The sequence below is a fragment of the Cryobacterium sp. TMT1-3 genome, assembly GCF_004402315.1.
Taxonomy (GTDB): domain Bacteria; phylum Actinomycetota; class Actinomycetes; order Actinomycetales; family Microbacteriaceae; genus Cryobacterium; species Cryobacterium luteum.
In genome coordinates this window covers 1-23880 of sequence record NZ_SOFW01000003.1, presented here as the reverse complement: position 1 = coordinate 23880, position 23880 = coordinate 1, and the positions used below count along the sequence as shown (strand labels likewise).

The window sequence follows — 23880 nt, the reverse complement described above, 5'->3', positions numbered from 1 at the left end:
TGTGTTATCCATCGTTCAGGTCCCTCATTGACGTCATGTTTCCCAGCCGGGCAACAGCACCGGCCGAACCTCCCCCGGTGACCGTGCCGGTCTCGAGGTCGATTCCCGGCAGCCCGAGCGGCGCGGACTCGAACCGGGTGTTGTTCTTGAAGTCGTTGGCGCCGTTCGCGTAGAGCTGGCCGCGCCATTCGAAGTTGTTCATGGCGTTGAACCGGCACGGGGTGTAGGTCATCGCGTCGAGTGTGGGCGCGATCGTGAAGCTGTTTTTCATCCAGAAGTCGCCCTGCAGCACACCGCAGGTGGGCAGCTGGTCGGCCACCAGGTCGGGCGTGATGAACCAGAGCTTGTGCCGCGCAGTCGTCGAGGACTGAAATTGCACATTGTTGACGAAGGTGAATTTGTTCGCGAAGATCACGACGTCGCCCGGCAGCTTCACCGTGCCGACGGCGGTGACGCCGAGCGGGCAAAGGGCCAGGGCGTTGATGATGATGGGTTTGCCGCCGTTCACCGCCACGGCCGCGGCCAGAAGGCTCGTGTCGATCGTGCAGCCGAGGCCGATCGGCGCGACGCGGTACGGCAGCCCGTTCGCGTCGACCCAGTCGCTCGGCACGTAGTTCAGGTCCACCCAGGCCGGCACGGTCGGAATGGGCGTGCCGACGGTGTTCCGGGTGTAAACGCCACCGATCCGGCTGGCCCGCTGGGCCGCGGTCAGGTTGACGCTCGCCGCGGTCAGGTTGCCGGTAACTGCGCCGAGCGTCGCCGCCCCGGATGCCCAGGCGTTGCCCTCGATGGAACATCCGCTGATATTGAGGTTGCCAGCCGCTACGACGACATCGCCCTCGATCACGGTGTTGTTGGAGCACGACACGTTGCCGTTTTTCACCTGGATGGCCGCCCGGCCCGACTCGGCAACGAGCAGGTTGGCGTTGTTCATGAATACCACGCCACCGTGGAGATACATGGCTGCACCACTGGGCTGCACGCCGGGGGACACGGCCGATTCGTAATCGAAGATGGCCTCGACCGTGGCCTCGTCCGACGCCGGGCCGGTGAGCGAGCTGCCGGTGGATTCGACGCGCAGCCGCACGGCCGGCACACCGACCGGCGGGCAGCCCGCCACCCAGGCGTCACCGGTCCCGCTCACTGAGTACGACACCGCGGCCGTGAACTGCGGCGACGAGCGCGAGAAAGCGGGGCGACAGGTGCCCGTGGTCAGGCTGAGTTGGGCGGCGCTGACACCGCTTTCGGCGGCGGCGACCGATTGCACCGACGCCCGGGTGCTGCGGGTGAAATCGAGCGAGTACAGCGTGGCCGTGGTCAGGGTGAGCGTGATCACGATCAGCACGCCCATGACGCCGATCACGCCCATGAGCGCGCTGCCCCGCTCGGTGCCCGGGTGGCCGAGCTGTCTTTGGTTCAGAGGCACGGGGCACCCACCGTTGCGAGTGTGCGCGGCGTCACCGTCGTGTTGACGATCACGGAGGGCTGGGTGCCGGCCTCAAGATCGAGGGCGATCGTGATGCGGTCGTTGACCCCGCCGAAAACCGCTGAGCCGTTCGTGCTGACGCCCTCGCCGAGCTTGATCCAGCTCGCCAGGTCGCCGCCGGGTGCCGCGATGAGGCTCGCCGGTGAAATGCGTTTCGTGTAGACCGAGCCGCCGGCCGCCGGTGTGTAGAACCATGCCTGGCACGCCCACACCACGGATGCCGCGCTGCCCGCTGTTCGTGCCACCAGGAGTTGGGTGTCGTCGATGTTCTGCAACGACACCTGTGAGGCGTTCCGCACGCCGGACTGCACCGACCGGCTGATCAGCTGGCCGAGATTGGTCGCTTCGGTCGTGCTGCGCACGTCACGCTCGGTTCCGACCGAGCTGATCAACATGCCGCCGACGATCACCAGTATGACCACGGCAAAACTCACGTAGACCAGTAGTTCGATCAGGGTGAATCCCGACTCCGGCGCCGTCGAAGCGGATGCAGCGGTGCCTCTGGCAGCGGAGCCGGTCACGGCCGCGCCGGTCACGGCCGCGCCGGTCACGGCGCATCCAGCAGAATGAGAGTCTCCGCGGCGGCCAGTTCCTCGGATGAGCCGACGTCTGACACCCAGACCCGCAGCTGCACGACGCGCAGGTACGGCTCGACGCAAACATCGGACACCGGCAGGTCAAGGCTGAGGTGCGGTTGCAGCAGACCACGCTCGGTCGACACCACCGCCGGAACGATCGCGGTGATGGCCTTGACCGCTGAGCAGCTCGACCCGGCGGCCCCGACGCGCTCCAATTGCTGGGCAACGATTTGGGTCGCTTCGGTGAGGCGAGCGTTCGCGGCGGTCACTCGAACGCTCTGCACCAGAATGGGAAGGAACGCCACCGCCAGGATCCCGATCAGGAACATGGCCACGACAATCTCCACCACCCCGAAACCGCGCTCGTCGCACGGTTCCGGGACGCGTTTCGGCCGCGAGGGCATGGTCGCCCCTTTCACTGGTGGTTAGCGCAGGCGCGGTTACGGAGTTGTTGCAACTGCGACGAACGCCGTGCTGCAGGTGCCTTGGACGGCGGCCCCGTTGTCATCAATGGCGAAGGTTCGCGTCGAGCCGGTGTATTTTCCGCTGATGCAAAAGGCAGCGGCCGAACCGGTGAGCGTCACGGTGACTTCTTTGCTCTCGGTGTACGCGCTCGCGGCGGCCAGGCTGGCGGGGAAGGTGTTGGTGACCATCTCAGCGACGACGGCGGTCTTCGCCTGGGTGATCTGCGCCTTGACGGCGCTGTCCTTGGCGCCCTCCTGCTGGTTGAGGAAGATCGGGATGGCCACGGCGGCGAGCACGCCGATGATGAGCACGACCACGAGCAATTCGATCAGGGTGAAGCCCTGTTGCCGATCGCGAATCGCGGTGCGTGTGCGGGTGAGTGCGGCCAGGGTGCGGTGAATCATCGGTCGAATCATGAGCTTGTGTCCTTATTGCTGTGCAAGAGTTGCTGCGCAGGAATTGCTGCAAATATTGCTGTCGAGGTGGGGATGGTGGGTAAATGGGAAATGCCAAAAACTCACCTGTTTTGATCTTACGGTTTCAGTCCCCTTAATGGGGGTCTTTTCGTAAAGTCATTCTCCGTGACCTCAGATGGACTATTTCACGTACTCGAAGATGCTGAACATGGGCAGGTACAGGGCCACGATCATGCCGCCGATCACCACACCGATGAATGCGATCATGAGCGGCTCGATGAGGGCCGTGAGCTGCTCGGTGGTGGCCTGCACCTCCTGGTCGTAGAAGTCGGCGACCTTGGCGAGCATCTGCTCGAGTGCGCCGGCATCTTCCCCGACGGCGATCATCTGCACGACCATCGGCGGAAAGATCGGCTCCAGCGCCAGTGGACCCGCTATCGAGCCGCCCTGCCGCACCGACTCGGCGACCTTCCGCAGGGCGGATTCGATCACCCAGTTGCCGCTCGTCTCGCCGACGATGGCGAGCGACTGCAGAATAGGCACACCAGCGGCGATCATGGTCGAGAAATTGCGGCTGAACCGCGCAATAGCGAGCTTCATGAGCAATCGACCGAAGACCGGCAGTTTGAGCTTGAACGGGTCGAGCCGGCGGCGCACCGCTTCGGTGTTCTTGTTGGTGCGCCACCAGAACGCGAGAGCGGCGCCGAGCACCAGCAGAAGCGGCCCGAGCCAGACCATCATCCTGGACAGCACCACGAGCACCTGGGTGGGCAGCGGCAACTCGCCGCCGAGCCCGGCGAACATCTTCTCGAAGACCGGCACGATGAAGATCAGCATGCCGATGACGGCCAGCACCGCCATGATGAGCACGACGACCGGGTAGGCCAGCGCCGACTTGATCGTGTCTCGCAGCTTCACTTCCGATTCGAAATTGGCGGCCACCGAGGTGAGCGAACCTTCGAGAAAACCCCCGGTCTCGCCGGCGCGCACGAGGTTGATCATGATCGGCGGAAAAACCTGCGCATGCTTCGCCATAGCCTCCGACAGCGACGCTCCGGTTTCCACCTCGGTGCGAATGGTCGCCAGGATTCGTGCGAGCTGTGGGTTTTCGGTCTGCTCAGAGAGAATGTTCAGCGTGCGCAGCAGGGACAGCCCCGCACTGGTCATGGTGGCCATCTGTCGGCTCATGATGGCGAGGTCCTTCAGCCCCACCCCCTTGGAGAAACCGGGGATGCGCAATTCCCGTTTCAGCCCGGTACCGACACTGACCTCCGCCACCGAGATCGGTGCAAGTCCCATGGTACGCAGACGCTGCGTGGCCGCGTTCTCGGACGCGGCATCGAGGCGGCCGCTGACGATCTTACCCACCCCATTGCGGCCCCGGTAGGCGAAGACGCCGCCCGTGGTCATTGCGGTTCCCGCATGGAGTAGGAGTCACCAAAGTCGATGCCGTCCGATGACGCCGGACCGGCTGCGCTGTCGCCCGCATCCGACTGTCGCAGCAGCTGGGCGAGGCTGGCCCGATCCTGCGCCTTCTCTTCGGCTGCTTTTCGGGTGATGAGCCCGGTCGTGACGAGTTCGGCGAGGTGCTGGTCCATGGTGTTCATGCCGAGGGCCCGCCCGGCCTGCATGGCCGACGGAATCTGATAGGTCTTCCCTTCTCGGATCAGGTTTGCGATGGCCGGGGTCGCCACGAGCACTTCAATGGCCACGGCCCGTCCGCCACCGATTTTCTTGATCAGTGCCTGGCAGACCACGCCTTGCAGGGTCGCTGCGAGCTGGGCGCGCACCTGCTCCTGTTGGAACGGCGGGAAAACATCAATGATGCGGTCGATGGTCTGTGCGGCATTCTGGGTGTGCAGGGTGGCGAATACGAGGTGCCCCGTCTCCGCAGCGGTCAGCGCCACCGAGATGGTCTCCAGGTCTCGCAGCTCACCGATCAGGATCACATCGGGGTCCTGCCGCAGCACGTGTTTGAGAGCGGATGCGAAGCTGTGCGTATCGTGGCCCACCTCGCGTTGGTTCACCAGGGATTTCTGATGCTTGTGCAGGAACTCGATGGGGTCTTCGACGGTGACGATGTGATCGGCCCTGGTGCGGTTGACGAGGTCGATGAGGGCGGCGAGCGTTGTCGACTTGCCCGATCCGGTCGGTCCGGTCACGAGCACGAGGCCGCGGGCCAGCTGGGCGAAATTGCCGACCGATTGGGGAACGCCGAGATCGGAGAGCGGTCTGATCTCCAGCGGGATCAGCCGGAACGCGCCGCCGACCGAGCCGCGCTGAATGAAGTAATTCACTCGAAAGCGGGCTCCGCCAGCCGTGTACGCGAAATCGAGCTCGAGTTCACGTTCGAACTGCTCGAGTTGCGCCGCGGTGAGCAGACTGTGCAGGGCGGGCGTGACCTTGTCTCGCATCCACTTGCTGGAATTCTCCAGCGGTCGCAAATTGCCGTCGACCCGCACGCACGGCGGAGCCCCCACGGTGACGTGCAGGTCGGAGGCGCCGAGATCGAGCACGGTCAGCAGTGCCGCAATGAGATCGGGGTCAGGCCCTTCGTCCAGCGGCGACCGCTGGCCGCGTCGGGTCGGCTCGGCCGCGTCCTCTTCCTCGCGCGCCGCTGCCCCGCCGGCCGGTTCCGGCACGTCGAGGGCTGGATCGTCGAGGGGCCAGGCCGCGCCGGCCGCCCCCGGGGGCGTGACCGGGATTTCGTAGATGGGGTGGGTCATGACACTGGTCCTTTCGACCTAAGCAACCACGCGCAGAATTTCTTCGATGGAAGTGAGACCGAGGCGCACCTTGGCCCACCCGTCGTCACGCAGGGAGATCATTCCCTGCTCCCGGGCAGCGAGCGTGATTGCCGCGCTCGAAGCCCTGGCTACACAGAGACGTTCGATTTCCTCGGTGACCGTCATCACCTCATGTACGGCAAGCCGGCCCCGATAGCCGGTGTGCGAACAGTTGATGCAGCCGGCGGCTTTGTAGATCACCGTCGGTCTCGCGTGGGTGAATCGTTCGACGTTGGCGTCGAATCGAAGGGACGTCAGTTCGTCAATGCTGCGCGTATCGGGCACCTTGCAGCGGTCACACAGGCGGCGGGCCAGCCGTTGAGCCACCACGCAGTCGAGGGCACTGCCCACGAGAAAAGGTTCTATCCCCATCTCGGTGAGGCGGGTGATCGCGCTCGGTGCGTTGTTGGTGTGCAGGGTGGAGAGCACAAGGTGACCGGTGAGCGCCGCCTCGATCGCGATCTGGGCGGTCTCGTGGTCGCGAATCTCACCGAGCAGAACAACGTCGGGATCGCACCGCAAAATGCTGCGGAGTGCGCTCGCAAAGGTGAGGCCCGCCTTCGGGTTCACCTGCACCTGGTTGATGCCCGCCATACGGTATTCGACGGGGTCTTCGACGGTGATGACATTGATCTCCGCACGGGCGACCGAGTGCAGGGTCGTGTAGAGAGTCGTCGACTTTCCCGACCCGGTCGGCCCCGTCACGAGGATCATGCCGTAGGGCTTGGAGTAGGCCTTCTTGAAGTCGTCATAGTTGTGGTCGAGCAGCGACAGTGCGCGCAGGTCCATGCTCGTCGTCGAGTTGTCGAGAATACGCATCACGACCTTTTCGCCCCAGACCGTCGGCAGGGTCGCTACTCGCAAGTCGATTTTTCGGCCGCCGTGACTGACCGACATGCGGCCGTCCTGGGGTTTGCGCCGTTCGGCAATATCGATATCAGCCATGATTTTGAGGCGGCTGATCACTCCGTTCTGAATACTTTTCGGCGCGCTCGGCATCTCGTGCAGCACGCCGTCGATGCGATAGCGCACCCGCAGGCTTGCCTCTCCAGGCTCGATGTGAATGTCACTGGCCTTGTCCTGAATGGCCTGGCTCACCAGCAAATTCACGAACCGCACGATGGGCGCGCCGTCGTCGTTGACCTCGTCGCTGGGGTCCGGCGTCGACGAAATGGAGTCGTGTTCTTCCTCGAGCGTGGTCGTCAGGTTGCTGAGCTCGTCGTCGGCACGGTGATACCGCGCGATGGCCGCGAGCAGGTCCGATCTTTCGGCGACGACCGGGGAGACCCGCAGGCGGGCAGCTTCACCGACATCGTCGAGCGCAAACACGTTACCTGGGTCGACCATCGCGAGCACGAGACGTCCGGCCACGATCCCGATCGGCAGCACCTCATGGCGTCGACAGATCAACGGTGACACGAGGGCGAGGGCACTCGCCTCGACCGCGTATTCGAGCAGTTCAACGAAGGGGAGGTTGGCCTGGGCGGCCCGCGCCTTGGCGAACTGCAGCTCGGTGATCACTCCGCTGTCAACGAGCCGCCGCACGGCGCCCTCGTCGGCCGGATCACCGGCCATCAGGGTGTCGAGCACCTCGATCGGCAGCAAGCCGTGCAGAATGAGAATCTCGGTCAGGGTTGCCACGCGGGCCTCCCCCGAACTGGTCACATCTACTCTAGACCCCGAGTATACGTCCCCCGCCCCCGTTTTTTCTCCTCCCCTCCACTTCCCTCTCCCCTGCGCCCTCTGCCCTTCCGGCACTTTCCGGGCCCGGGCCCGGAAAGTGCGACCACGATAGATCATGGGCCCAGTTGCCTAAGGTGGTCCCGGACGGCGGGGCGCACCTGCGAAGCCAGCGGGCGGCATCCGCTTACCCTGCACATGCTCGCCGACCCGTGTGTGCTCGCCGACCCGGGCTTAAATAACGGATGGCCCCTGCCGAAGCAGGAGCCATCCGTTGGTGCTAACCGAGGTTAGTTGTACGTACCGGGAGCCAGGTCGTCCGACGAGAAGCTGTCGAAGTCGACGAAGCTCAGGTCACCCTCGTTGAACGTGGCATCTTCGGTGAAGATGCGGTTCGGGTAACGCTCAGCCTTGGCTTCTTCCGTTGCCTCGACGGTGACGTCGCGGTAGCGGGGAAGGCCGGTGCCGGCGGGGATCAACTTACCGATGATGACGTTCTCCTTGAGGCCCATCAGCGGGTCGCTCTTGCCTTCCATGGCCGCCTGGGTCAGAACCCGGGTGGTCTCCTGGAAGGAAGCGGCCGACAGCCAGGACTCGGTCGCCAGGGAAGCCTTGGTGATACCCATGACCTCCTGGCGAGCGGATGCCGTCTTCTTGCCCTCGGTGAGCGCGGTGCGGTTGAGGTCGTTGTACTTCAACCGGTCAACGAGCTCGCCCGGAAGCAGTCCGGTGTCGCCGTGTTCGACGACGGTCACCTTGCGAAGCATCTGGCGAACGATGACCTCGATGTGCTTGTCGTGAATCGGTACACCCTGCGAACGGTAGACCTCCTGCACACCGGAGACGAGGTGCTTCTGCACCGCACGAACACCCTTGACACGAAGAACTTCCTTCGGGTCGACGGCGCCGATGATGATCTGCTGTCCGAGCTCGACGTGCTGGCCGTCTTCGACGAGCAGGGTCGAACGCTTGAGCACCGGGTAGGCGATAGCTTCGTCGCCGCTGTCGGGGGTCAGGATGACCTTGCGGCCCTTGTCCGAATCCTCGATCGTGATGCGTCCGGCGGAGTCGACGATGGGCGACGCACCCTTGGGGGTACGCGCCTCGAACAGCTCCTGTACACGCGGCAGACCCTGAGTGATGTCGTCAGCGGATGCCGACCCACCCGTGTGGAAGGTACGCATGGTCAGCTGGGTGCCGGGCTCACCGATGGACTGCGCGGCGATGATACCGACGGCCTCACCGATGTCGACGAGCTGGCCCGTGGCGAGCGAGCGGCCGTAGCAGACCGCACACACACCGACGGCCGACTCACAGGTGAGGACGGAACGCACCTTGATGGTTTCGACACCACCGGCGATGAGCTTCGCGATGAGCACGTCTCCGACGTCGTCTCCGGCGTCGGCGATGACCTCACCGGCAGCGTTGACCGCGGCTGCGGCCAGGCTGCGAGCGTAGACCGCGTTCTCAACGTTGAAGTCGACCAGGAGGCCGCCGTCTTCGTCGCGCAGGAGCGCACCGGTCGTGGCATCGGTTCCGGCGATGGGCAGTTCGAGACCCTTCGTCGTTCCACAGTCGTCTTCGCGGATGATGACATCCTGCGAGACGTCAACGAGACGACGGGTGAGGTATCCCGAGTCGGCGGTACGCAGAGCCGTGTCGGCCAGTCCCTTACGAGCACCGTGAGTAGCAATGAAGTACTCGGCGACGGACAGGCCTTCGCGGTAGCTCGAGATGATCGGGCGAGGGATGATCTCACCCTTCGGGTTGTTCACGAGGCCTCGCATGCCGGCGATGTTACGCACCTGCAGCCAGTTACCACGAGCACCTGAGGTGACCATGCGGTTGATCGTGTTGTCGGCCGGGAAGTTCGCCTGCATCGCTGCGGCGACGTCTTCCGTGGCACGGGTCCAGATCTGGATGAGCTCCTGGCGACGTTCGAGGTCGGTCGTGAGACCCTTGTCGAACTGTGCCTGAACCTTGGCGGCCTGCTTCTCGTAGCCGGCAACGATCTGCGGCTTGTTCGGCGGGGTGAGGATGTCACTGAGCGCAACGGTGACACCGGAACGGGTTGCCCAGTAGAAACCGGCATCCTTGATCCGGTCGAGGGTTGCAGCGACCTCCACCTTGACGTACCGCTCCGCGAGGTCGTTGACGATGGTCGACATGGTGACCTTGTTGGCAACGTCTTCGAAGTACGGGTAGTCGGCCGGAAGCGCCTCGTTGAAGATGGCGCGACCGAGGCTCGTGGTGACGAGAACGGTTCCGACAGCCTGACCGTTGACCAGTTCGACACCCTCGGGCTGGGTGCCCTCGGTGAAGTACTTGTCGGTCAAGCGGATGCGCACCTTGGCATTCAGGTCGAGCGACTTCTGGTCGAACGCGAGAATGGCCTCCGACACGGTGGAGAATGCGCGGCCTTCTCCGACCACACCTTCCTTCAACGTGGTGAGGTGGTGCAGACCGATGATCATGTCCTGGGTGGGCAAGGTCACCGGGCGGCCGTCAGACGGCTTGAGGATGTTGTTCGAGGCGAGCATCAGGATGCGTGCCTCGGCCTGGGCTTCAACCGAGAGCGGAAGGTGGACGGCCATCTGGTCACCATCGAAGTCGGCGTTGAACGCCGCGCAGACGAGGGGGTGCAGCTGGATTGCCTTACCTTCAACGAGCTGAGGCTCGAAGGCCTGGATGCCCAGACGGTGCAGGGTGGGTGCACGGTTGAGCATGACGGGGCGCTCGCGGATGATCTCCTCGAGCACGTCCCAGACCTGCGGACGCGAGCGTTCGACCATGCGCTTGGCGGCCTTGATGTTCTGAGCGTGGCTCAGGTCGATCAGGCGCTTGATCACGAACGGCTTGAACAGCTCGAGTGCCATCTGCTTGGGCAGACCACACTGGTGCAGCTTGAGCTGCGGGCCGACCACGATGACCGAACGGCCGGAGTAGTCCACGCGCTTGCCGAGCAGGTTCTGACGGAAACGACCCTGCTTTCCCTTGAGCATGTCGCTCAGGGACTTGAGGGCACGGTTTCCGGTACCCGTGACCGGGCGACCACGACGACCGTTGTCGAACAGTGCGTCGACAGCTTCCTGCAGCATCCGCTTCTCGTTGTTCACGATGATCTCGGGAGCTCCGAGGTCGAGCAGACGACGCAGGCGGTTGTTGCGGTTGATCACACGACGGTAGAGGTCGTTGAGGTCGCTGGTCGCGAAACGGCCACCGTCGAGCTGCACCATCGGGCGCAGTTCGGGCGGGAGCACGGGAACGACGTCGAGCACCATTCCGGCCGGCGAGTTGCCGGTCATGATGAAGGCGTTGACCACGCGCAGACGCTTGATGGCGCGGATCTTCTTCTGACCCTTGCCCTCGGCGATCTGCAGGTGCAGGTTTTCGCTCTCGGTGACCAGGTCGAAGGCCTCGAGGCGCTTCTTGATGGCTTCGGCGCCCATGTAGGCCTCGAAGTACATACCGAAACGGTCCTGGAGCTCGTGGAAGACGGAGTCTTCCGGCTTCAGGTCGCCGACCTTGAGGGTGCGGAAGTCTTCCCACACACGCTCGAGGTGAGCGATCTGCTCGTCCAGAGACTTGCGAATCTGGCCCATTTCCTTCTCGGCGGCGTCCTTGGTGCGCTTCTTCTGGTCGCTCTTGGCGCCTTCGGCCTCCAGTGCTGCGAGGTCGGTTTCGAGGCGCTGCAGGCGATCGGCGATGCGCGAGTCGCGGCTGGACTCGATGGTCTTGAGTTCGAGGCGCAGCTCGTTCTCGAGGCCAGGCATGTCCTGGTGGCGACCGTCTTCATCTACCGTGATGACCATGTAGGCGGCGAAGTAAATGACCTTTTCGAGGTCCTTCGGAGCCATGTCCAGCAGGTAGCCGAGACGCGAGGGCACACCCTTGAAGTACCAGATGTGCGTGACGGGGGCAGCGAGTTCGATGTGGCCCATGCGCTCACGGCGCACCGACGACTTCGTGACCTCGACACCGCAACGCTCGCAGACGATGCCTTTGAAGCGAACACGCTTGTACTTGCCACAAGAGCATTCCCAGTCCCGTGAGGGTCCGAAGATCTGCTCACCGAACAGGCCGTCTTTTTCCGGCTTGAGCGTGCGGTAGTTGATGGTTTCGGGCTTCTTGACCTCACCGTGCGACCAACGACGGATGTCGTCTGCGGTAGCCAGGCCAATACGAAGCTCGTCAAATGTTGTTACGTCGAGCAATTTCTCTCCTTGGAAAGTTTTCGAAGTTTCTTTGGACCGGGCTTAGATGTCGTCGATGGACGACGACTCAAACCGGGTGGAAATGTTGATGCCGAGTTCTTCCGCAGCACGGAACACCTCGTCATCCGTGTCGCGCAGGCTGACTGCGGTGCCGTCGGCCGAAAGCACTTCGACGTTCAGGCAGAGCGACTGCATTTCCTTGATAAGAACCTTGAAGCTCTCGGGAATGCCGGGTTCCTGGATGTTCTCACCCTTGACGATGGCTTCGTACACCTTGACGCGGCCGAGGATGTCGTCAGACTTGATGGTCAGGAGTTCCTGCAGGGCGTAAGCGGCTCCGTATGCTTCGAGCGCCCACACCTCCATCTCACCGAAACGCTGGCCACCGAACTGCGCCTTACCACCCAGCGGCTGCTGCGTGATCATGGAGTACGGTCCGGTCGAACGAGCGTGGATCTTGTCGTCGACGAGGTGGTGCAGCTTCAGGATGTACATGTAGCCGACGGACACCGGCATCGGGAACGGCTCGCCGGAGCGGCCGTCGAAGAGCTGGGTCTTTCCGGTGGAACCGATGAGGCGTTCGCCGTCGCGGGTCAGGGTCGTGGAGTCCAGAAGGCCCTCGATCTCGATCTCGAGCGCACCGTCGAACACCGGGGTGGCGACCTTCGTGCCGGGGGCTGCGCTGAAGGCGTGCTCCGGAAGACGAGCAGCCCACTTCGGCTTGCCCTCGACGTTCCAGCCCTGCTTCGCAATCCAGCCGAGGTGCGTTTCCAGCACCTGGCCGAAGTTCATTCGACCGGGGATGCCGAGCGGGTTGAGGATGATGTCAACCGGGGTTCCGTCGGCGAGGAACGGCATGTCCTCGATCGGCAGAATACGGGAGATGACACCCTTGTTGCCGTGACGGCCGGCGAGCTTGTCACCCTCGGTGATCTTGCGCTTCTGGGCGATGAACACGACAACGCGCTGGTTGACGCCCGAGCCGAGCTCGTCGTCGCCGTCCTGCGAGTCGAACACCTTGACACCGATGATGGTGCCGCGCTCACCGTGGGGAACCTTGAGCGAGGTGTCGCGAACTTCGCGGCTCTTCTCGTTGAAGATGGCGCGCAGCAGGCGTTCCTCAGCGGAGAGCTCGGTCTCGCCCTTGGGCGTGACCTTGCCCACGAGGATGTCGCCGGGGCGAACCTCGGCTCCGATGCGAATGATGCCACGCTCGTCGAGGTCGGCGAGGAAGTCCGGCGACACGTTGGGAAGGTCGCGAGTGATCTCTTCCTTACCCAGCTTGGTGTCGCGGGCATCCACTTCGTACTCTTCGATGTGAATCGAGGAGAGGGTGTCGTCTTTCACCAGGTTCTGGCTCAGGATGATCGCGTCCTCGAAGTTATAGCCTTCCCACGGCATGAATGCCACGAGCAGGTTCTTTCCGAGGGCGAGTTCGCCCTGGTCGGTGGCGGGTCCGTCGGCGATGACCTCGCCGGCTTCGATGCGCTCACCGGCGTTGACGATCACGCGGTGGTTGAAGCTCGTGCCCTGGTTGGAGCGGCTGAACTTGCGCAGGTAGTAGTCCTGCGTGCCGCCCTCATCGAGCTGGATGGTGACGACGTCAGCCGACACTTCGGAGACCACACCGGGCTTCGACGCGGTGAGCACGTCACCGGCGTCGATGGCCGTGTAGACCTCCATGCCGGTTCCGACGAGCGGGCTGTCGCTGAGAAGAAGCGGCACAGCCTGACGCTGCATGTTGGCACCCATGAGCGCGCGGTTTGCATCGTCGTGCTCGAGGAACGGGATGAGGCTGGTCGCAACCGACACCATCTGGCGCGGCGAGACATCCATGTAGCCGATGTCTTCAGCGGGAACGAGGTCGACCTCGCCACCCTTCTTACGAGCGAGCACGCGGGCCTCGGCGAAGTGCGAGTCCTTCGTGAGCGGCGCGTTGGCCTGGGCGACGATGAAGTCGTCTTCCTCACTCGCGGTGAGGTAATCGATGGTCTCGGTGACCTTGTTGTTGAGTACACGACGGTACGGCGTCTCGATGAAGCCGAACGCGTTGATCTGCGCGAACGAGGCGAGCGAGCCGATCAGGCCGATGTTCGGGCCTTCCGGGGTCTCAATGGGGCACATGCGGCCGTAGTGCGAGGGGTGAACGTCTCGCACCTCGACGCCGGCGCGGTCACGGGACAGACCACCCGGGCCCAGCGCGGACAGGCGACGCTTGTGCGTCAATCCAGCGAGCGGGTTGTTCTGGTCCATGAACTGCGACAGCTGCGAGGTACCGAAGAACTCCTTGATCGCGGCGACGACGGGGCGCACGTTGATCAGGGTCTGCGGGGTGATCGCTTCGATGTCCTGCGTCGTCATGCGCTCGCGAACGACGCGCTCCATGCGGGACAGGCCGGTGCGCACCTGGTTCTGAATGAGCTCGCCAACGGCACGGATACGACGGTTACCGAAGTGGTCAATGTCGTCGATGTCGATGTTGATGTCGGTCATCTTGCCGTCGCGCAGGCCCGGAAGGGTGGTCTGGTTGTCGTGCAGGGCAACGAGGTACTTGATGGTGGCCAGGATGTCCGCGAGCGTCAGTACGGAGTCGCTGAGCGGCGCCTCGAGGCCGAGCTTGCGGTTGATCTTGTAACGACCAACCTTGGCCAGGTCGTAGCGCTTGGAGTTGAAGAAGAAGTTGTCGAGGAGCGCACGCGCAGCCTCGGCGGCAACCTGCTCGCCGGGACGAAGCTTGCGGTAGATGTCCTTGAGGGCTTCTTCCTTGGTGAGGATGTTGTCCTTCTCAAGGGTGAGCTCGATGGACGCGTAGCCCTTGAACTCTTCGAGGATCTGCTCGCTAGTGAGGCCGAGGGCCTTCAGGAACACGGTCACGGACTGCTTGCGCTTGCGGTCGATGCGCACGCCAACCTGGTCGCGCTTGTCGATCTCGAATTCAAGCCAGGCACCACGGCTCGGGATGACTCGGGCGGAGTAGATGTCCTTGTCAGACGTCTTCTCCTGCTCGCGGTTGAAGTACACGCCCGGGGAACGCACCAGCTGCGACACGACGACACGCTCGGTGCCGTTGATCACGAAGGTGCCCTTGGGGGTCATCAACGGGAAGTCACCCATGAACACGGTCTGAGTCTTGATCTCACCAGTGAGGTGGTTCATGAATTCAGCGTTCACGTAGAGGGGTGCGGAGTAGGTCTTACCCTTTTCCTTGCACTCGTCAATGGTGTACTTCTCCGGCTCGAGCTCCGGGTTGGTGAACGACAGCTGCATCGTTTCGCCGAGGTCTTCGATGGGAGAGATCTCCTCGAAGATCTCATCGAGCCCGGTGCGATTCGGCAGGTCCTGGCGTCCGGCTTTCTGGGCCTCGGCGACGCGAGCCTTCCAGATGTCGTTGCCGACGAGCCAGTCAAAGCTCTCGGTCTGCAAAGCGAGCAGATCCGGAACGTTCAAGTGGTCGCTGATCTTTGCGAACGACAGACGCTCGTGCGAGCGGCCGTTCTTGGGTGAGTTGGTGGTTGCGTTGCGCGCAGCAGCCAAGGAAATAACCTCCGTGGACCCCGTCAGGTCTAGTTACTGTTATTGGTGATGACTCCGCAGACCCTCATAAGAGGTGTGCCTCAAGGTGGCTTGAACACGCAAAGCCGACCGCAATATGAAGGCATAGTTTGTCTGGGAGCGCAAGGGTCAACTATATGCCTTCCTGACCGGTGTGTCCACCTAATTGTTGCGATCAAGCAGATTCTCAGGTATAACCCCCTCAGTTCTGGCCGCAAAGGCGGCAAATCGTGGCTGAACGCATGCCGGAGCTCTCTCACGAAACGGATGGCGCGGCGCCGCCCCACGGATCGTGCGCAGTCGGCCCCGTGGGAGGGCGCACACTGGAACCATGAGCACTGGGCGTAAGAGTGAGGCGAGCGACGGGCATCCGTCTGTCGTGTTGACGTTGAGCGGACACACCGCGGTGATCGAGCCTGACCGGTTCACCCCCGGCAGCTTTCAGCTCGTGGTCGACGGCACGCCGCAGTCGCACGTGAACCTCGACCACCCGGACGAGTTGTTCTTCGAGTACATCCAGCGCATCGGGCACGTGATCGACCTGCTCGGCGATCCGCACGAGCCGATCACGGCGGTGCACCTCGGGGCCGGCGCCCTCACGCTGCCGCGCTATGTGGAGGCGACCCGGCCGGGTTCCCGCCAGCAGGTCGTCGAGATCGAGAGCGACCTGATCGACCTCGTTCGCGAGGTGCTGCCGTGGGACAAACGCGCTCAGTTGCGGGTGCGCCACGGCGATGCGCGCGAGGTGCTCGGCAAACTGCCCGCGGGACTGCACGGCGCCGTCGACCTCGTCGTGGTCGACATCTTTTCGGGAGCGCGCACCCCGAAGCATGTGACGAGCCGCGAATTCTTCGCGCTCACCGCCCCGCTGTTGTCGGCGCGTGGCGTGCTCGCCGTCAACGTAGCGGATGGTCCCGGCCTCGCGTTCGCGCGGGGCCAGGCCGCCACCCTCTCGGCGGTGTTCGAACACGTGATCGGTTTCGCCGAGACGCAGGTGCTCAAGGGCCGACGGTTCGGCAATATCGTGTTCGTGGCAGCGCACACGCCGATCGACCTGAACTGGATTCCGCGCTTGCTCGCCAACGGACCGCACCCGGCGAAGGTGATTGAGGGAGCGGAACTGAAAGCGTTCATGGCCGGATCTCTCGTGGCGACCGACGAGACCTCGACCCAGTCACCGCTGCCGGGCCGCACGGTCTTTCAGATCGGGCACTAGCTTGCTCCGGGGCTAATTCAGGAGATGCGGGCGCGGCGCGGGGGCGGCATCCGCTTTCTCGCGGTTGCGCCACGACCCATACTGCGATTTTCCTGATTAAGCCACCGGGCCGGCGCGACACCGTCGGAGCTACGGCCGGATGCCCGCCCGCGGCGGTACTCTGGGTGCACCCGTCAATCACCGCGGCCCCCGGCCGCCCTCGCCATTACAGGAACACACCCTGAGTTTCATCATCGGTTACGACCCCATCACCCTGCGCGAAAAAGTCGACCTGCTGGCCGCCGGCGAGCGGCTGGAAGAACTCGGCAACCTGCGCAGCCTGGCCGCGCTCAACGAGAAGGTTGCCCTGCTGCGCCTGGTCGGTCGGCTCGACGAGGCCTGGGAGATCGCGAACGAGGCGCTGCGCCAGTCCCGGTTCACCGGCAACCGGGAGCAGGCCGTGGCCAGTCGCATCCGTCGGGCGCAGGTTCTGCAGTTTCAGGGCAAACTCGACGAGGCCGCGAGTGAGCTGACCCACTGCATCCTCGACTCCGAGGTGCACGAATGGACCCGCCTCGCCGCCTACGCCCGGCAGCACCGCGGCAAGGTGTACTTCGACCAGGGCAACCTCGACGGCGCACTCGCGGACTTCACCGCCGCCGTGTTTCTGCGCGAGAAAGACGGCGCAGACGCCGACGAGCTCGACAGCTCGCTGCTCGCCGTGGCCGTCGTGGAGTCGCACATCGCGGCGCGCGGCTGACCCAAGCCAGCGGGCCCGCGTGCATAACTCCTGCAATTCGGCGCAGACCATGGAAACAGGCCCGGAATCACGCGGTACCCGCTGCGTTCAGCCCGAAATTGCAGGAGTTGTGCACCATCCCAGACGGAACGTAGCCGGTGACCGAGATCTACGGCATGCTGTGTTCACCACGAAGGCGAGGTGAACGGTGACTGATCTTTCGCTGCGTCGCGCGGTTTTCTCCGTGTCGGCCGTGCTGCTGGTGCTCGCGGTGAGCGGATGCACCGCCGCGGCACCGCGCGCCACACCGGCGACGTCCACACCGGCCGGGCCCGCCCCGACCGCCACGGAAAACGGCCAGCTGACTCCGGTGCATCCGCTCGGCGAACCGGTGGTGATGGCCTCGGGTCTCGCGGCTCCGTGGTCGATTCTGCCGCTTCCAGACGGCGCCACGCTCATCAGCGAACGCGACACCACCCGGGTGCGTGAGTTTCTGCCCGACGGCAGCCTGCGGGAGGCCGGCAGTATCGCGGCGGCGCGACCCGGCGGGGAGGGTGGGCTGCTCGGTCTCGCGTTCCTGCCCGACACCTCTGCCCCGGGCGGCGCGGGCTGGGTCTACGCCTATTTCACCACCGCGTCCGATAATCGCATCGAGCGGATGCCGCTGGCCGGCTCCCCCGGCAGCCACACCCTCGGGGCGCCCACCCTCGTGCTGGACTCGATCCCCCGCGCCGGGAATCACAACGGCGGTCGCATCGCGTTCGGTCCCGACGGACTGCTCTACGCGAGCGTCGGGGACGCCGGAAACACGGCCACTGCCCAGGACACGGGCTCGCTCGGCGGTAAGATTCTGCGCCTGACGCCCACCGGGGCCGTGCCGGAGGGCAATCCGTTCGGCACGCTCGTGTATTCGTTCGGGCACCGGAATCCGCAGGGCCTGGCCTGGGATTCGCGCGGTCAGCTCTGGGCAAGCGAGTTCGGCCAGAACACCTGGGACGAACTCAACCGCATCGTGCCCGGCGGTAATTACGGCTGGCCGCTGGTCGAGGGCCAGGCGGGGGATCCGGCCTATGTCGATCCGGAACAGCAGTGGTCGACCGACCAGGCCAGCCCGAGCGGAATCGCCATCGTCAATGACACCATCTTCATGGCGAGCCTGCGCGGGGAACGACTGTGGAGCATCCCGATCACGGCTGCCTCCTCCACAGACACGCCCACGGAATGGTTTGTGAACAGTTATGGCCGCCTGCGCGACGTGGTGCCGGGGCCGGCTGACACACTGTGGTTTGTGAGTAATAACACCGATGGCCGCGGATCCCCGGCGGCCGGCGACGACCGGCTCTATCAAGTGCAGGTGGCACCCCGATGATGCACGCGCCCAATTCGGCCCAAGCACCCGGTTCCGACGCTGCAACGGCGGGCCCTTAATGGCCGACCTCGTTCAGGTGCGCCGGTGGGCCGATGCGCTCATCGCGCTCCACCTTGACCCCAGCTGGACCTTCGGCTTCGACAATGCGAAGAAGCGGGCGGGCCTGTGTAATTTCAGCAAGAAGCACATCACTGTGTCGCGCTACCTCGCCGCGCGGTATTCCGACGACGACGTGCACCAGATTCTGCTGCACGAGCTCGCTCACGCTCTGGCCGGTTCGCGCGCCGGCCACGGCCCGCGCTGGAAGAAGATGGCGTTCGACCTCGGCTACGACGGCAAGCGCACCCACGACGGTGAGATCGCCAATGAGCTCGCCCCCTGGGTGGGTACCTGTCCCGCCGGGCACACTCACTTTCGCTATCGACAGCCCACCCGGCCCCTGGCCTGCGGCCTCTGCGCCCGCCGTTTCGACCAGGCCCACGCCATCACCTGGTTGCGGCGCGAGATCACCCCGGCGATCCGGCGCCGGGCTGCGGCATCTGCTGGCCCCTAGCCGTTCTCCTTCAAGCGAGCGCACCTCCAGCGGATGCAGGTGGGGGCTCGTACACTCTCGACCTCGTCTAGTGCGTGTCGTAGCGGGCGAGGGCGTCGGCATCCGTTGCGAGGGTCATCGCCCGGCGGGCGGTGTCGAGGGCGGTCACCGGGTCGGTCTCGGCCACGGCGATCGCCAGCTGGCGCTCGGCCTCGGCCAGGCGGGTGCGGGCGCCGGCCTGCACCCGGCCTCGATTCGCGGCGACGAAGTCGTGGGTGACGGTGATCTGGCTGCGCGCGGTGAGCAGCGCGCCGGCCAGGGCGGTGCGCGCGTTGTCGAGGCGCAGCTGACGGTTGCGCGCCTCGGAGCGGATGCCGTCCAGCCCGTTCATCGCCGTCTCCAAGGCCACAAGATCGGCGGCCGGGTCACTGCGCCGTCCGGCCTCACGCAGAGAAGCCTGCACCGACGCGGCGGCAGTGATGACCTGGTTGAGCGACGCGCTCGCGTCGGATTCCTCGTGACCATCGCGCAGGGCGCGGGCTTCGGCGAGTTCCGACCCGGCCGATTCCAGCGCTTTCTGCAGGTTCGCGAAGCCACGATGCAGCTGGTCTTCGCCGGTTTCGATGGCATCGAGCAGCTGCGTGGCCTGAAACAGCGCGTGCTCGGCGGCCTGCAACTGTTCACCGACGGGTTCGGACGATGCCGCCTCGAGGCGGGCCGCCGCAGCATCGGCACTCACCCTGGCCGCGTCGAGAGCCGTGCGGGCCCGGTCGACGTTGCCGCTGATCGGCGCTAGGGCCGCCGCGGAATAGCTCAGCCCCAGCCGGGTGAGGGTGCTCGTGCCGCCGGCGACCCGGTCGGATACCCGGTCGAGTCGGCGGCGCAGCTCGTCAAGCTGTTGCGGCGCATTGCGTTCTACGCCGCGCTTGGCCGTGAAATCCCGGGCTTGGCTGGTCAGCCGGTTGGTCGCCTCATCGGCGAGCTGCACGATCTGCTGGTTCCAGCGGGTGCGTTCGGCCGCGCTGTCCGGTACGGCATCGTCGAGTTTCTGCTGCAGCGCGAAGGCGTCGCTGAGCTGCCGCCGGGAGGTGCCGAGCGCGGCCGCGAACTCCCGGGTCGACGATTCCCCGAACTGCGCGATTGCGAAACTGAGCTCGTCGGTCGCGTCCTGCACGAGGTCGTCGGCGCGCACCAGGCTGCTCGCCGCGGTGCGCTCCAATTCGGTGGCCGCCGCGCGCACCTGCCCGAGTCTGGCCCGGGTGCGCCGCCGCGAGGCAGTCACCAGCGCCCAGACTCCGGCCACAACGAGGCCGATAACGATGACCGAGGGTACCCACCAGAGATCGCCATTCATATCAAGAAGTCTAATGAGGCATGCTGGGTGCTACCGGTCGTCGGCGGAGGGCCGGCGCATCTGTTGCCGAATCATCTCGAAGTCGTGCCGCGAGATCTCGAGCACGCCGCGGCGCAGCTGAAATCCCCAGTCCGAGTTGCCGCGGGTCAGCTGCAGCACCGGCAACAGCGGGCGGATGCTGGTGGGCCAGGCATCCAGGTCGTAGTCGGCCCGGCGCCGCCACGGCCGCCACTCGTTGCCGGGGTCGCCTACCCGATAAGCGTGCGCATCCGCTATTCGACCGATTGCGGTGAATTCCTTGAGCGGATCGCCCTCGATCGCGGTCTTCGGCGAGTAGTAGACGATGCCGTCGGCCTCACCCATCTGCGCGATCACGTCGCCGGCACCGCGATTGGCGCGGGCAATGCCCAGATCGACCCCGCGCAGCACGTGCTCGCGGTGCACCACGCCGAGCCAGAACCGAATTGCCACCCTTCATTTGTACTGCATCCAGTTGTACTGATGGCCACCGTCAACCAGACTGGGCAGATGCGCGTACTGCTCAAAGAGATCCTCGACTGCACACCGGATGCCGCCTGGCACGCCATCCACAGCCCCGCCGTGTTCCGCGAGGTGAGCAGCCCGTTCATGGCGGTTGAATCACTCGAAGCCGACGGCTTTCCCACGCGCTGGGAGCCCGGGGAGCACCCCGCCGTGTTCTCCATGCTCGGCCTGGTGCCGATGGGCACGCAGATCATTCGGCTCGCCAACTCCACCCACCGGGCCGACGGGGTGCGCATCCTGCGCGATACCGGCCGCGGTGTGTCCGGCGCGCTGAGCGCGGTGACGCTGTGGGATCACCGCATGGCGATCGCGCCCGACCCGGCCGGCACCGGCAAAACGCTCTACCGCGACCAGCTCATCTTTCGCGGCCGCCCGGCCACGCTCGCGCTCTGGCCCACCTTCTGGGCGTTCTGGCAGTGGCGCATGCTTCGACTCAAACGCCTCGCCCCCACCTGGCAGCACGATGTCGGCATCGACGACCCGAACTTCGTGCCGTCGACGGCGGCAGCGTAGCCACCGTGAGTTCTTCGCTTGGAGCCTTGCAGGTCGCCGACTGGCGTCGTCGCGTCACCGGATTGTACGCGGGGGTGCGCCAGTTGAGCGTGAGCAGCCCGCAGACCGGGCACGAGCTGTGGCGTTCCGGGCGGGACGAACTGTTTGCCGGGCATCCGTCGTCGCCGCTTCTGCCCGACGACCGTTCGGTGTTCACCGGTCTGCCGATCGCCGCCTATGACCCGGACTGGCGGTTCGAGGCGGAGGTACACCGGGCCGATCAGCCCTATCGCCTGAACGTGGAGACTGGAACCGACGGCGCCGTGCCATTCGACCTGGTCGGAACCGTGCGGCTGCCGTACCTCGGTTCCCTCGACGTCTGGCGACTCGCCAGCTACGGCGGGGGCCTGTTCTTGCCGCTGAAGGATGCCCTGGCCGGCAAGAGCGACGGCACCTATGGCGGCGGACGCTACCTGCTCGACACCATCAAGGGCGCGGACCTCGGGCCTGGGCTGGGCGACGACACCCTCATTCTCGATTTCAACTTCGCCTACAATCCGTCCTGCGCCTACGACCCGATGTGGGCCTGCCCGCTGCCGCAGAGCGGCAACGTCATCGGTGTCGAGGTGCCCGTCGGCGAGCTGTACCACGGCGACCACTCGTAGCGGTCCGGGTGCCCGTTCATAACTGCGGAGAATTCGCTGATTCGCCCACCTCCGGGTGCGATCGTGGCTGAACTTCGGATAGTCTCCGCAGTTCCGTACAGCACCCCCGATACGAAGGTACAGACGGTGCGCGCGGAGCCGATTTGACAGCATCCGCTAGAGTGAGAGTACTTGCGAGTGCGTAGTTGTGCTCGCTGCGTCGTAGAACGCCCTCTTCTCTATCCGGCGGCCCACCAGGGCTGACCTGATTTTTCGAATGAAACATTCTTACGGCGAACGGATGTGCCCCTCGGCACCTTCGCCATGTGAATCCTCCTGGTTTGCTTACCGCTGCGCGGTAATTCGAACGGGCGAGGAGACTGATGCCCCGAAAGGCACCACTTTGTCTACAACCACCACTGTGTCCACAACCTTTGGCACGCTCGGCGTGCCGACTCCCCTGGTCAAAGTTCTCTCCGGCCAGGGAATCGACACCGCCTTCCCGATCCAGGTCGACACCCTTCCCGACACCCTGAACGGCCGCGACGTTCTCGGCCGCGGTAAGACCGGCTCCGGCAAAACCCTGGCCTTCTCCATTCCGATGGTGTCGCGCCTCGGCGGCAACCTCGCCGGCGGCAAGCGTCGCCCCGGCCGCCCGCTCGGCCTGATCCTCGCGCCGACCCGCGAGCTCGCCACGCAGATCACCAACGCCATCACCCCGCTCGCCGAGGCCTACGGCCTCAACACCACCACCATCTTCGGCGGTGTCTCGCAGGGCCGTCAGGTCGCAGCGCTCAAGGCCGGCGTCGACATCGTCGTGGCCTGCCCCGGCCGCCTCGAAGACCTCATGAAGCAGGGCTTCGTGAACCTCGACACCATCGAGATCACCGTGCTCGACGAGGCCGACCACATGGCCGACCTCGGCTTTCTGCCCGTCGTCACCCGCATCCTCGACAAGACGCCCGGCAACGGACAGCGCATGTTGTTCTCCGCCACGCTCGACAACGGCGTGGACAAGATCGTCAAGCGCTTTCTGCACGACCCGGTGATGCACTCGGTCGACGAGGCCAACAGCCACGTCTCGGCCATGACCCACCACGTGTTCGAGGTCTCCGGCGTCGACGCGAAGAAGGAACTCGTGCAGAAGCTCGCGAGCGGGTCCGGCCGTCGTATCCTCTTCATGCGCACCAAGCACCAGGCCAAGAAGCTCGCCAAGAGCCTCACCGACGCCGGCATCCCCTCCGTCGACCTGCACGGAAACCTCTCGCAGGTGGCCCGTGACCGCAACCTCGCCGCCTTCAGCGCCGGCACGGTCAAGGTTCTCGTCGCAACGGATGTCGCCGCTCGCGGCGTGCACGTCGACGACATCGAACTCGTCATCCACGTTGACCCGCCGGCCGAGCACAAGGCGTACCTGCACCGTTCGGGCCGTACCGCCCGGGCCGGCAGCGCCGGTGACGTCGTCACCGTCGTGCTGCCCGAGCAGAAGCGCGACACCGATGCCCTGCTGCGGAAGGCGTCCATCAAGGTGACCCCGCAACGCGTCGATGCCGCCTCCCCCGCCGTCGACGCCCTCGTCGGCGATGTCGCCGCCTACGTCAAGCCGGCGCCGCGCGTCGAGGCGCCGCAGCAGCAGCGCCAGTCTCAGGGTGGCCGTTCGCAGGGAGGTCGCTCACAGGGCGGCCGTTCGCAGGGCGGATCGCAGGGTGAGCGCAGTGGTCGCCCCAGCCGCGACGGCGACTCCAGCCGTGGCGGCCGCTCCGGCGCAAGCCGGGACGGTGCCGCCCGCACCGACCGCAACGACGGCGGCCGCAGCAGCGACTCGGCTTCGGCCG

General features: G+C 65.0%; 18 protein-coding genes. 7 read left to right on the top strand and 11 right to left on the bottom strand.

Annotated elements, in window-relative coordinates; genetic code table 11:
• Nucleotides 1-4: 4 nt before the first annotated feature.
• The 9 genes from E3O25_RS00195 to rpoB all read right to left on the bottom strand — a co-directional run bounded on the left by E3O25_RS00195 (nucleotide 5) and on the right by rpoB (nucleotide 15159).
• Nucleotides 5-1426, bottom strand: coding sequence for a hypothetical protein (locus E3O25_RS00195; RefSeq protein WP_134360172.1), 1422 nt, complete (start codon nucleotides 1424-1426; stop codon nucleotides 5-7).
• Nucleotides 1417-2037, bottom strand: a complete 621-nt coding sequence (locus E3O25_RS00190) for a type II secretion system protein (RefSeq protein ID WP_166805927.1) — start codon at nucleotides 2035-2037, stop codon at nucleotides 1417-1419. The genes E3O25_RS00195 and E3O25_RS00190 overlap by 10 nt, the downstream gene beginning before the upstream one ends.
• Entirely contained in the window at nucleotides 2034-2468 is a 435-nt protein-coding gene (locus E3O25_RS00185) for a type II secretion system protein (protein ID WP_092107147.1), read from the bottom strand. The genes E3O25_RS00190 and E3O25_RS00185 overlap by 4 nt, the downstream gene beginning before the upstream one ends.
• 36 nt (nucleotides 2469-2504) lie before the next feature.
• Entirely contained in the window at nucleotides 2505-2945 is a 441-nt protein-coding gene (locus E3O25_RS17735; protein ID WP_277871549.1) for a type IV pilin protein, read from the bottom strand.
• A 180-nt stretch (nucleotides 2946-3125) separates the two neighbouring features.
• Nucleotides 3126-4355, bottom strand: coding sequence for a type II secretion system F family protein (locus E3O25_RS00175; RefSeq protein WP_134360170.1), 1230 nt, complete (start codon nucleotides 4353-4355; stop codon nucleotides 3126-3128).
• Nucleotides 4352-5671, bottom strand: a complete 1320-nt coding sequence (locus tag E3O25_RS00170; RefSeq protein WP_134360169.1) for a type IV pilus twitching motility protein PilT — start codon at nucleotides 5669-5671, stop codon at nucleotides 4352-4354. Before E3O25_RS00170 ends, E3O25_RS00175 begins: the two co-directional genes overlap by 4 nt.
• 18 nt (nucleotides 5672-5689) lie before the next feature.
• Nucleotides 5690-7372, bottom strand: a complete 1683-nt coding sequence (locus E3O25_RS00165) for a GspE/PulE family protein (protein ID WP_092107593.1) — start codon at nucleotides 7370-7372, stop codon at nucleotides 5690-5692.
• Nucleotides 7373-7701: 329 nt separating this feature from the next.
• Nucleotides 7702-11625, bottom strand: a complete 3924-nt coding sequence (locus tag E3O25_RS00160) for a DNA-directed RNA polymerase subunit beta' (protein WP_092107141.1) — start codon at nucleotides 11623-11625, stop codon at nucleotides 7702-7704.
• A 42-nt stretch (nucleotides 11626-11667) separates the two neighbouring features.
• Nucleotides 11668-15159: a DNA-directed RNA polymerase subunit beta gene (gene rpoB / locus E3O25_RS00155; RefSeq protein WP_092107139.1), complete on the bottom strand. Its 3492-nt coding sequence runs from the start codon at nucleotides 15157-15159 to the stop codon at nucleotides 11668-11670.
• A gap of 349 nt (nucleotides 15160-15508) precedes the next feature.
• On the opposite strand from rpoB, the gene E3O25_RS00150 reads away from it, so the two are divergent.
• The 4 genes from E3O25_RS00150 to E3O25_RS00135 all read left to right on the top strand — a co-directional run bounded on the left by E3O25_RS00150 (nucleotide 15509) and on the right by E3O25_RS00135 (nucleotide 19033).
• Entirely contained in the window at nucleotides 15509-16393 is an 885-nt protein-coding gene (locus E3O25_RS00150) for a spermidine synthase (RefSeq protein WP_092107137.1), read from the top strand.
• Between the two features lie 139 nt (nucleotides 16394-16532).
• A complete protein-coding gene (locus E3O25_RS00145) occupies nucleotides 16533-17132 on the top strand; it encodes a hypothetical protein (RefSeq protein ID WP_241988456.1) in 600 nt (199 codons plus the stop codon).
• Between the two features lie 187 nt (nucleotides 17133-17319).
• Nucleotides 17320-18480: a sorbosone dehydrogenase family protein gene (locus E3O25_RS00140; RefSeq protein WP_241988455.1), complete on the top strand. Its 1161-nt coding sequence runs from the start codon at nucleotides 17320-17322 to the stop codon at nucleotides 18478-18480.
• A gap of 58 nt (nucleotides 18481-18538) precedes the next feature.
• Entirely contained in the window at nucleotides 18539-19033 is a 495-nt protein-coding gene (locus E3O25_RS00135; RefSeq protein ID WP_134360168.1) for a SprT-like domain-containing protein, read from the top strand.
• A 67-nt stretch (nucleotides 19034-19100) separates the two neighbouring features.
• On the opposite strand, the gene E3O25_RS00130 is transcribed toward E3O25_RS00135, so the two are convergent.
• Together E3O25_RS00130 and E3O25_RS00125 are read right to left on the bottom strand one after the other, a co-directional pair.
• Nucleotides 19101-20366 carry a hypothetical protein gene (locus tag E3O25_RS00130; protein WP_134360167.1) on the bottom strand — a complete coding sequence of 422 codons (1266 nt, stop codon included), beginning with the start codon at nucleotides 20364-20366 and terminating at the stop codon, nucleotides 19101-19103.
• Between the two features lie 30 nt (nucleotides 20367-20396).
• On the bottom strand, nucleotides 20397-20837 hold the full coding sequence (locus E3O25_RS00125) for an EVE domain-containing protein (protein WP_241983932.1): 441 nt from the start codon (nucleotides 20835-20837) through the stop codon (nucleotides 20397-20399).
• A 30-nt stretch (nucleotides 20838-20867) separates the two neighbouring features.
• On the opposite strand from E3O25_RS00125, the gene E3O25_RS00120 reads away from it, so the two are divergent.
• From E3O25_RS00120 to E3O25_RS00110, 3 genes are all read left to right on the top strand, one after another.
• Complete coding sequence (locus E3O25_RS00120; RefSeq protein WP_241988454.1) at nucleotides 20868-21422, top strand: hypothetical protein; 555 nt, start codon at nucleotides 20868-20870, stop codon at nucleotides 21420-21422.
• Nucleotides 21423-21427: 5 nt separating this feature from the next.
• On the top strand, nucleotides 21428-22066 hold the full coding sequence (locus E3O25_RS00115) for a DUF1684 domain-containing protein (RefSeq protein ID WP_134360166.1): 639 nt from the start codon (nucleotides 21428-21430) through the stop codon (nucleotides 22064-22066).
• 400 nt (nucleotides 22067-22466) lie between these two features.
• Nucleotides 22467-23880 (top strand): DEAD/DEAH box helicase (locus E3O25_RS00110; protein WP_241988453.1); only part of this gene is annotated, 1414 nt, incomplete at its 3' end.